The organism is Enterococcus spodopteracolus, from assembly GCF_030441955.1.
GTDB lineage: Bacteria > Bacillota > Bacilli > Lactobacillales > Enterococcaceae > Enterococcus_B > Enterococcus_B spodopteracolus.
This window is the reverse complement of record NZ_JARJHD010000016.1, coordinates 19,765-29,817: the sequence shown is the minus strand read 5'-3', so window position 1 is coordinate 29,817 and position 10,053 is coordinate 19,765. Positions and strand designations below refer to the sequence as shown.

Below are 10,053 nucleotides of genomic sequence, written 5' to 3'. Positions count from 1 at the left end.
ACGGCTACAATAATCACATCCTGCTGAAATTGCTTTCCTTTAAAATGATTCATCGTCATTCCTCCTGCTATCTTTTTCTATTATTCTACCTTATTTGATAGTAGATTTAAAACTTTGCAACAGAACCCTTTATTTACTCTGAGTTGGTGAATCCAATTATTCAGAAGAAAGAGAAACAGTATCTAGTAAAAATAGCCGTTCGATATTTAGACAATGAAACAAAGATTGAAAATATTTCCCAATACCAATTAACTTTAGAGAAGAAGGATAACTGGAAAATAATAATGAATGAATAAAGAATATTAAGATGAAAACAATACTTGAATATTTAGTATAAGCAAAAAAAATTGTATGTCACTATAGCAAACTTATAATGATTTAGCATAAATAATCCAAAATATAGCGTGAAATCAACCTTCTATGAGAAGTATAAGCAAATTCACCTTTATTCTAACTTATAACTATTTTCATTACATTACTTAAAAAGGTCTCTCCAATTTTTTCCAAATAAACAGTATAACTTTTAATGATATTTTCCAAGTCAAACTTAATATTAACAATTCAAAACTATTGGAACCACTGCAAAATATTTTGTTAAGCAGTATATATTTCAAAAATTATACGTAATATATTTGTAGAAAGGTTGTGGACAGTTGTCCTATTGACCTGAAAAGTAATATAATAGCTGGATGAATAAAGAATCCCTTATGAACTTGTAAATCGTTATTAAATCGCTGAATTTTGATAGCCATTCTGAAGAGTTATCTTCAACTACTACACTAACTTCCATTAATTTCTCATTAATTTCCCTTTCGTTCAAAAAATATGGTTGGCTTTACAAGCATTCTATCATATGATAGAATTAAGATAACATTCAAAAGGAGATAATAAAAATGCGGCAAGGTATTCTTAAATAAACTGTCAATTAGATAGCGGGAATAATTAATTAAGCATCCTTATTTAAAATAAGGACTGGTTTTTTGTGCCCAGTTTAAGAATACTTTTATCATTTTATCATAAAGCATCTGTGGCTATCAGTGTGTAGTATACAGCTATTTTTGTATTAAAATCCCAGTGATAAGAGTATTTATCACTGGGATTTTTTCTGCTTTTTGAGCTTTTGAATGGAGGAAATAAAATTGAAAATTATTAATATCGGTATCTTAGCACATGTTGATGCAGGAAAAACTACTTTAACAGAAAGCTTACTATACAGTAGCGGAGCAATTAAAGAGTTAGGAAGTGTAGATAGCGGTACAACGAAAACGGATACTATGTTTTTGGAACGCCAGAGAGGTATTACTATTCAGACCGCAATAACATCTTTTCAACGGGAAAATGTTAAAGTAAATATTGTAGATACTCCTGGACACATGGATTTTTTGGCAGATGTATACCGTTCATTATCTGTTTTGGATGGAGCTATTTTGCTAATCTCTGCAAAAGATGGAGTACAGTCACAAACTCGTATACTATTCCATGCACTTAGAAAGATGAACATACCTATAATATTTTTTATTAACAAAATTGATCAAAATGGAATAAATTTGCCAGATGTTTATCAAGATATTAAGGACAAACTTTCTGACGACATCATAATTAAGCAGACTGTGAATCTAAATTTGAAACCTTATGTAATAGATTATACTGAACCAGAACAATGGGAGACAGTAATTGTGGGAAATGATTATTTATTAGAAAAATATACCATTGGGAAAACATTGAATATTGCAGAACTTGAAAAGGAGGAAAACGAAAGAATTCAAAGTTGCTCCTTATATCCTGTTTATCACGGAAGTGCAAAGAATAATATTGGAATTAAACAACTTATAGAGGTAATTACTAGCAAATTATTTTCACCCACACAACTCAATTCAGATAAACTTTGTGGAAATGTTTTTAAAGTAGAATATTCAGATGATGGTCAACGGCTTGTCTATGTACGTCTTTATAGTGGAACGCTACATTTGCGAGACTCAGTCAATATATCAGAAAAGGAAAAAATAAAAGTTACAGAAATGTATACTTCAATAAATGGAGAATTACGCCAGATAGATAAGGCAGAGCCTGGTGAGATTATTATTTTAAAAAATGAGCTTTTAAAACTAAATAACGTACTTGGAGATAAAAAAAGATTACCACATAGAGAAATTCTTGAGAATCCTCTTCCTATGTTACAAACAACAATTGAACCATGTAAATCAGTACAAAGAGAAAAGTTACTAGATGCACTTTTTGAAATATCCGATAGTGATCCCCTTCTACAATATTATGTAGATACAGTAACTCACGAAATTGTGCTATCTTTTTTAGGTGAGGTCCAAATGGAGGTAACTTGTACTCTGATTCAAGAAAAATATCATATTGAGATAGAAACAAGAAAACCAACTGTCATTTATATGGAAAGACCATTAAAAAAATCTGAATTTACCATTGATATCGAAGTACCTCCAAATCCTTTCTGGGCTTCTATTGGTTTATCTGTAACACCACTTCCTTTGGGTAGTGGCATTCAGTATGAGAGCCTGGTTTCTCTAGGTTATTTAAATCAATCATTTCAAAATGCAGTTATGGAAGGTATACGCTATGGGTGTGAACAAGGATTGTACGGTTGGAAATTAACAGACTGTAAGATCTGTTTTAAGTATGGTCTATATTACAGCCCTGTCAGTACGCCAGCAGATTTCCGAATGCTTGCGCCTATTGTACTAGAGCAGGCTTTTAGAAAGAGTGGTACAGAGTTATTAGAGCCATATCTTAGCTTCGAAATTTATGTACCACAAGAATATCTTTCGAGAGCATATAATGATGCTTCCAAATATTGTGCAAATATTTTAAATACTAAGTTAAAAGGTAACGAGGTCATTCTCATTGGTGAAATTCCAGCCCGTTGTATTCAAGAGTATCGAAACAGTTTAACTTTCTTTACAAATGGACGCAGTGTCTGTTTAACAGAGTTAAAAGGTTATCAGGTTACTAACATTAAGTCTGCTTTCCAACCACGTCGTCCAAATAATAGAATAGACAAAGTAAGGCATATGTTTAATAAAATCAACTTACATTGATAGTGAACTAAAGAGAAATTTTTAAAATGAATATTGAGTTGTTAATTAGAACAGGAGGATATAGATATTGTGGTTCTGTTGCAAAGTTTTAAATAAAGAATAAAATCCCTTACGGTATCTATGATTTAAGCTGGGATTCCCAATAATACCTTGATTTCAGTACAGACCGAAAACCCGAAGAGAGTGCCTTCTTTTCGGGTTTTCTTATATAATCCTCGGATGGCTTCCATACCTTTAATCGTGGTAGAGGCAGTGCGTAAACTTCGATAGAATTTATTGCGTCTCTTTACTGGACGATGGTCTTGTTCAATCAAATTATTCAGGTATTTAATGGTACGATGTTCTGTCCCTTGATAAAAGCCGTATTCTTTTAGTTTCTTAAAGGCACTTGTAATAGAGGGGGCTTTATCTGTGACTACAACCTTCGGTTCATCAAACTGCTTCACTAACCGCTTAAGAAAAGCATAGGCTGCTTGTGTGTCCCGTTTTTTACGTAACCAAATATCCAAGGTTAAACCATCTGCATCGATGGCTCGATACAAATAATGCCATTTTCCTTTAATTTTGATGTACGTTTCATCCATTTTCCATGAATAAAAGGATTTTTTATTTTTCTTTTTCCAAATTTGATAGAGTAGTTTGCCATATTCTTGCACCCAACGATAAATCGTCGTATGAGAAACGTTAATGCCACGATCATATAAGATTTCTTGAACTTCACGATAGCTAAGGTTATAACGAAGATAGTAGCCCACGGCTACAATAATCACATCCTGCTGAAATTGCTTTCCTTTAAAATGATTCATCGTCATTCCTCCTGCTATCTTTTTCTATTATTCTACCTTATTTGATAGTAGATTTAAAACTTTGCAACAGAACCGAGGGCAGAATCGCTGACGTGCAAACCAAAGAGAAAAAAACGAATAGTCCTAGTCTGTTTTCTTTAAGTAGTTTGCAGTCAAAAGTCAATCAGCTTTATAAAGCGACAGCGAGCCAAACACTAAAAGCTATGCAAGGCTTATATGAAGCCAAATTATTGAGTTATCCAAGAACTGATACACCATTTATTACAGAGAACGAATTTGCCTATTTAAAAACGAATTTTGGCACATATAGCGGTTTTTTAGGACTTGACCTTGAAATGGTTCAAGCAGAGGCTAGAAAGCGTTATGTGGACGGTAGCAAGGTACAGGAACACCACGCCATTATCCCAACAAAACAAGTACCCACTGAATCAGCATTAGCAAAAATGGACGATTTGCAACGAAAAATTTATGCTTTAGTCGTTAAAACGACCGTTGCCATGTTTCTACCTGATTATTTGTATGAAGAAACGAAGATACAAACCAAAGTAGCCGACTTACTTTTTCAATCAATAGGCAAGACACCAAAACAAGAAGGGTGGAAAATTCTTTTTAAACAGCAAAACAAAGAAGAAAAAGAGGACGTTCAAACGTTACCCTTGGTTATTATTGGTGAACATGCCGAGGTTGACGTTAAGAGTGCCGAAAAAGAAACACAACCACCCAAAGCTTTTACAGAGGGTACATTATTAACTGCTATGAAAACCGCTAATAAAACGGTTGATGATGAAGAAGCAATCAAGATTTTACAAGAAGTCGAGGGGATCGGAACAGAAGCGACCAGAGCAAGCATTATTGAAGCTTTGAAACAAAAAGAATATATAAAAGTTGAAAAAAATAAATTGATCGTGACTGAAAAAGGGAAATTATTGTGCCAGGCAGTTGAAAGTCAGCACTTATTGACGAGTGCTGAAATGACGGCAAAATGGGAAACGTATTTAAAGAAGATTGGGAAAAAAGAGGGGAACCAAGAGACCTTTATCAATAATATCAAGAAATTTATCGTTCATTTATTGGAAAATGTACCTACCGATATAGAGAAATTAAGTTTTGCTGATTACCAGGTACAGAAAGAAAAAGAAGCTGAAAAAAGTATTGTAGGAAAATGTCCTAAGTGTGGTAACAATATTGTATTAAAGAAATCGTTTTATGGATGTTCTAATTATCCTGAATGTAAGTTCACTTTAGCTGATAATTTTAGAAAGAAAAAACTAACCAAAACAAATATAAAAGAATTACTGGAGGGAAAAGAAACCCTGGTAAAAGGAATCAAAAACAAAGAGAAAAAGACCTACAATGCCGTTGTAGAAATCGGAGAAAAGGGATATATTGATTTTAAATCTTTTTAAAAATAAGCGTAAAAGCCCTTTTGTCATTTTTATTTTTAAATGGCAAAAATTTTAATCGATATATTGCAGATACTCTCCACATTAGGAGAGTTTTTTTATATTCCGATTACTAAACTATCTCTCGCTGCTTCAACTACTTCCACAGTAATTTGATCTAGTTGGTTGATTCTCAAAATACGATCAATTTATATCGGGGCAATAACTGAACATAGATTTTGTTATGGGTTTATGAACACATTTGAAGGGAGATTTCATAGAAATTACATCAAAAAACGAAGTGTCCAGAAAGGCAAGGTTTTCTGAACACTAATCCACAATGCAGAAAAGGGTTTCAAATGAATAGGAAGTATTGTAGAATTAATTAAAAGATGAACATGGAAGGAGCATTATATGGGCAGACCAACATTTGTTGTTAAATAATCTCACATTATTTAACAAGGAGAAAGATTAATGAACTTAATAACATTAAAACCCTCAACAGCAATTGAAAAAAATGATCTCAATCGTATCTTTAAAGAGGCAAAGCCACATTTCAACAAAGTAGAAGGTCGTGACCCCATACCCCCGCTAGAAAATATTGAAAACATAATCCCTGAACTTTCGAATGATGATTGTCTTTGTTTGAGTATTTTTTATTTAAATACAATAATTGGGTATATATGGGTATTCGAGGACTTCCCACCGAGCATATATATTCTTCATTTCTATATAAGTAAGAAACATAGAAATTGTGGGTTTGGTAAACTTGCAATAAAAGAATTGGAGAATAGTTATGGTGAAAGACAACTAAAAAAAGCTGAGCTCGTTGTATCGGCTAATAACTACGTAGGTTTAAAGTTTTGGAAATCCACAGGTTTTGATAAGATAATAGGCATTTATGATGTGGAGCAAGTGGGAACAAACGCTATTGAAATTGAACTTCAGAAGCAATTTGAAAATGAGACTGATGACTGGATTCATTTGCTTCCAGTGGATGAAAAAAATTATTTCCTAGGAAATTATGTAACTGTTACTAGTGAACAACTACATTCAAATTTAGTGTTAGCAATTCCTGAGGCAATTCAAGCCGCTTTTGACAATGAATTTTCCGAACCTTATTTCATTTGTTTGAATAATGAAGTTATTGGCTACACTGCTCTTGTTTTTGATCAAACGATTCCCAATGAAGAGGATCGATATTGGCTATGGCAATTTACCGTTGATAAGTCGTATCAAAATAAGGGATATGGAACAAAAGCAATGGAAATCATTGTTGAACAGTTTAGAAACAAAGCCGTTCCAGTCATTACTTTATCGACAAAGTCAGATAACGACAATGCATTACGCTTATATAAAAAATTTGGATTTACGTTAACTGGCGAAACAAACGGTGACGAGGTTATTTTAAAGAAATATATTAACTAGAGAAAAGGATCAATCCTTGTTTAATGGGATTGATCTTTTTTTAAATAAAACGGAAATATTTTCTATCGCTACACGAGATTACATAGTTTTATTTGCCATCTATCAAATAAAATTATTGCCATTTAAAAATAAAAATGACACCCTTTAAATAGGGCTTTTATATATTAATCACAAATCACTTATCACAAATCACAAGTGATTAATCACAAATCACTTGTGATTTGTGATTCTTAATGATACAATATTACTATACAAAAAAAAGAATGGGGCTTAGTTATGGAGAAGGAAGAACTCAAAATACTTGAAGATTTAAGACGTGTTTTAAACAATAAAAATGAAGCAATTGTTATCTTGAATAATTACTTTAAAGGTGGTGTTGGAAAGTCCAAATTATCGACTATGTTTGCTTACTTGACAGACAAATTGAATTTAAAAGTTTTAATGATCGATATGGACTTACAAGCAACGTTGACAAAAGACTTAGCAAAAACATTTAAGGTAGAATTGCCACGTGTCAATTTTTATGAAGGCTTGAAAAATGGAAACTTGGCTTCTTCTATTATTCATTTGACCGATAATTTAGACTTGATCCCTGGCACGTTTGATTTAATGTTATTACCAAAATTAACTCGCTCATGGACTTTTGAAAATGAAAGTATATTGCTTGCTACTCTGTTAGAACCTTTAAAAAGTGACTATGATCTCATTATTATCGATACTGTACCAACGCCAAGCGTTTATACAAATAATGCAATCGTGGCAAGTGATTACGTTATGATCCCTTTACAAGCAGAAGAAGAAAGTACAAACAACATTCAAAACTATATTTCCTATTTGATTGATTTACAAGAACAGTTTAACCCTGGACTAGATATGATCGGTTTTGTTCCTTATTTAGTTGATACGGACAGCGCAACGATAAAATCGAACCTGGAAGAATTGTACAAAGAACATAAAGAAGATAATTTGGTTTTCCAAAATATTATCAAGCGAAGTAATAAAGTAAGTACCTGGTCTAAGAACGGCATTACAGAACATAAAGGCTATGACAAAAAAGTTTTATCTATGTATGAGAACGTATTTTTTGAAATGGTTGAGCGAATCATTCAGTTAGAAAATGAAAAAGAATAGAATCACAAATCACAAGTGATTAATCACAAATCACTTGTGATTTGTGATTGTTGATGATAAAATAAGAATAAGAAGAAATAGAAAGAAGTGAGTGATTGTGGGAAATTTAGGCGCACAAAAAGCAAAACGAAATGATACACCAATCAGTGCAAAAAAAGATATTATGGGAGATAAGACGGTTCGTGTTCGTGCTGACTTACACCATATTATAAAAATTGAAACAGCAAAGAATGGCGGAAACGTAAAAGAAGTTATGGATAAAGCCTTAGAAGAATACATACGAAAATATTTACCTGATAAACTTTAAAAAGGAGTGAAAATGAAATGGCAGTTACTTATGAAAAAACGTTTGAAATTGAAATCATTAACGAGTTATCTGCAAGTGTCTATAATCGAGTATTAAATTATGTTTTGAATCATGAATTAAATAAAGACAATTCCCAATTGTTGGAAGTCAATTTATTAAATCAATTAAAGCTTGCGAAACGTGTAAATCTTTTTGATTATTCTTTAGAAGAATTAAAAGCCGTTCATGAGTATTGGCGGTCAATGAATCGGTATTCAAAACAAGTTTTGAAAAAAGAGAAAGTGGCTTAATATGGCAAATATAGTCAATTTTACTGATAAGCAATTTGAGAATCGCTTGAGAGATAACATAGAGGAATTGGTTCAAGGTAAAAAAGCGGTTGAATCGCCAACCGCTTTTTTACTTGGTGGGCAACCAGGATCAGGAAAAACCAGTTTACGATCGGCGATTTATGAAGAAACACAAGGAAATGTCATTGTCATTGATAATGATACATTCAAACAACAACACCCTAATTTTGATGAATTAGTGAAACTTTATGAAAAAGACGTAGTAAAGCATGTTACGCCTTATTCTAATCGCATGACAGAAGCACTTATTAGTCGTTTAAGCGACCAAGGCTATAATTTAGTGATTGAAGGTACAGGACGAACAACAGACGTTCCTATTCAGACCGCAACAATGCTTCAATCAAAAAGCTATGAAACGAAAATGTACGTTATGGCAGTACCAAAGATTGAATCGTATTTAGGCACAATTGAACGATACGAAACAATGTTTTCAGATGAGCCACTGACAGCCAGGGCAACACCAAAACAAGCCCATGATATTGTTGTCAAAAATTTACCAATCAATTTAGATAAGCTTCATAAGACGGGCTTATTTAGCGATATAAGGCTTTATAATCGAAGTGGTGTAAAACTCTATTCAAGTTCAGAAACGCCTTCTATCAGCCCAAAAGAGACCTTAGAAAGAGAATTAAATCGTAAATTGTCAGGCAAAGAGATTCAACCGACTTTGGAGCGAGTAGAGCAAAAAATGATTCAAAATAAACACCAAGAAGCCCCCGAATTTAAAGCGATACAACAAAAATTGGAAAGTTTGCAGCCACCTACACCACCAATACCCAAAACACCTAAACTTCCAGGGATTTAAACCTTAAAAAAGGAAAAGAGTAGTTACCAAAAAACGGTAACTACTCTTTTTTTATAAAAACATTTCCTCATGTTTTAAAAGCTAATCGAGAAATAAAGCACACAACAGCATTCTTTCTTTTTTCAGTTGGTACATTTTGCAGTCTGTAACGTGTCATTTACTGTTTGTTACCTTAACATATCCAGTCGAAAACACAAGGGTATATAAACGAGCAAGCTCGCCCTTGTGTTTTCTTTGTGTCTATGTTGCGTACTCGTCACAGCAAACGACACGAACACACTGGCGAAAATGAACCAACAAAACGAAAAAAGAAAGGAGCATACACTGTAATTTATTTCTAGCTTTTAAAACATGAGGAAAACAGCTTCACTTCTTCAAACGCCTAACAAAAATGGTTGTCAAAAAGCCAAAAAACAAAAAGAAAAGAGGAAAAGAAAATGGAAACAACAAAAAAATTACAACTTGAAGATTTTAAAAATGATTGGTTTTACGGAACACAAGAACAGCAATATCTAAAAGCACAAGTAAGAGAAGAACTAAAAGAACAAGGTTTTGTGATTGACGGAAGTTTTGAGGGCGACTTTTCAACATGGATAGGCGTATATGCAAGACCAAAAGACAAACCCACCTACCTAGACCCACAAAACGGTAAAGAATTAGAAGAACAAGAAAAATATTCTATAAATGGTTTTAAACAAGATTTTTCTGAATGGTTCGAGTGGGAAATTGAAAACCTGAAAATTGTACAAATGTAAAAAAGAAATCCGTACCCGTTTCGA

Annotated in this window: 10 protein-coding genes and 2 pseudogenes; 9 read left to right on the top strand and 3 right to left on the bottom strand. The window is 32.9% G+C overall.

All coding sequences use genetic code 11. The features are described 5' to 3' along the window. Positions 1-131 precede the first annotated feature (131 nt). A complete protein-coding gene (locus P3R27_RS12670; RefSeq protein WP_255411636.1) occupies positions 132-296 on the top strand; it encodes a conjugal transfer protein in 165 nt (54 codons plus the stop codon). Between the two features lie 718 nt (positions 297-1,014). Here P3R27_RS12670 and P3R27_RS15215 read toward each other — a convergent pair. Beyond that, complete coding sequence (locus P3R27_RS15215; protein WP_193393255.1) at positions 1,015-1,140, bottom strand: hypothetical protein; 126 nt, start codon at positions 1,138-1,140, stop codon at positions 1,015-1,017. On the opposite strand from P3R27_RS15215, the gene tet(S) reads away from it, so the two are divergent. Then, entirely contained in the window at positions 1,125-3,065 is a 1,941-nt protein-coding gene (gene tet(S), locus P3R27_RS12665; RefSeq protein WP_002405437.1) for a tetracycline resistance ribosomal protection protein Tet(S), read from the top strand. The genes P3R27_RS15215 and tet(S) overlap by 16 nt on opposite strands. Positions 3,066-3,190: 125 nt before the next feature. Here the strand turns inward: tet(S) and P3R27_RS12660 are convergent, their stop codons facing one another. Further along, entirely contained in the window at positions 3,191-3,871 is a 681-nt protein-coding gene (locus tag P3R27_RS12660) for an IS6-like element IS1216 family transposase (RefSeq protein ID WP_001015311.1), read from the bottom strand. 74 nt (positions 3,872-3,945) lie between these two features. On the opposite strand from P3R27_RS12660, the pseudogene P3R27_RS12655 reads away from it, so the two are divergent. Further along, positions 3,946-5,277, top strand: a pseudogene (locus P3R27_RS12655) (type IA DNA topoisomerase); the annotation flags it as partial. A 95-nt stretch (positions 5,278-5,372) separates the two neighbouring features. Here the strand turns inward: P3R27_RS12655 and P3R27_RS12650 are convergent. Further along, positions 5,373-5,462: pseudogene (locus P3R27_RS12650) on the bottom strand (AAA family ATPase); the annotation flags it as partial. Positions 5,463-5,727: 265 nt separating this feature from the next. Here P3R27_RS12650 and P3R27_RS12645 point away from each other — a divergent pair. The 6 genes from P3R27_RS12645 to P3R27_RS12620 all read left to right on the top strand — a co-directional run bounded on the left by P3R27_RS12645 (position 5,728) and on the right by P3R27_RS12620 (position 10,029). After that, positions 5,728-6,681: a GNAT family N-acetyltransferase gene (locus tag P3R27_RS12645; RefSeq protein ID WP_193809698.1), complete on the top strand. Its 954-nt coding sequence runs from the start codon at positions 5,728-5,730 to the stop codon at positions 6,679-6,681. 276 nt (positions 6,682-6,957) lie between these two features. Continuing rightward, positions 6,958-7,812, top strand: a complete 855-nt coding sequence (locus tag P3R27_RS12640; RefSeq protein ID WP_301357498.1) for a ParA family protein — start codon at positions 6,958-6,960, stop codon at positions 7,810-7,812. Between the two features lie 91 nt (positions 7,813-7,903). Then, positions 7,904-8,119 (top strand): peptide-binding protein, encoded by a 216-nt coding sequence (locus tag P3R27_RS12635; RefSeq protein WP_002295735.1) that lies wholly within the window; start codon positions 7,904-7,906, stop codon positions 8,117-8,119. Positions 8,120-8,136: 17 nt separating this feature from the next. Continuing rightward, positions 8,137-8,409, top strand: coding sequence for an antitoxin (locus P3R27_RS12630; protein ID WP_031644662.1), 273 nt, complete (start codon positions 8,137-8,139; stop codon positions 8,407-8,409). Position 8,410: 1 nt separating this feature from the next. Then, a complete protein-coding gene (locus tag P3R27_RS12625; RefSeq protein ID WP_077495093.1) occupies positions 8,411-9,274 on the top strand; it encodes a zeta toxin family protein in 864 nt (287 codons plus the stop codon). Positions 9,275-9,711: 437 nt separating this feature from the next. After that, a complete protein-coding gene (locus P3R27_RS12620) occupies positions 9,712-10,029 on the top strand; it encodes a hypothetical protein (protein WP_045135949.1) in 318 nt (105 codons plus the stop codon). Positions 10,030-10,053 lie beyond the last annotated feature (24 nt).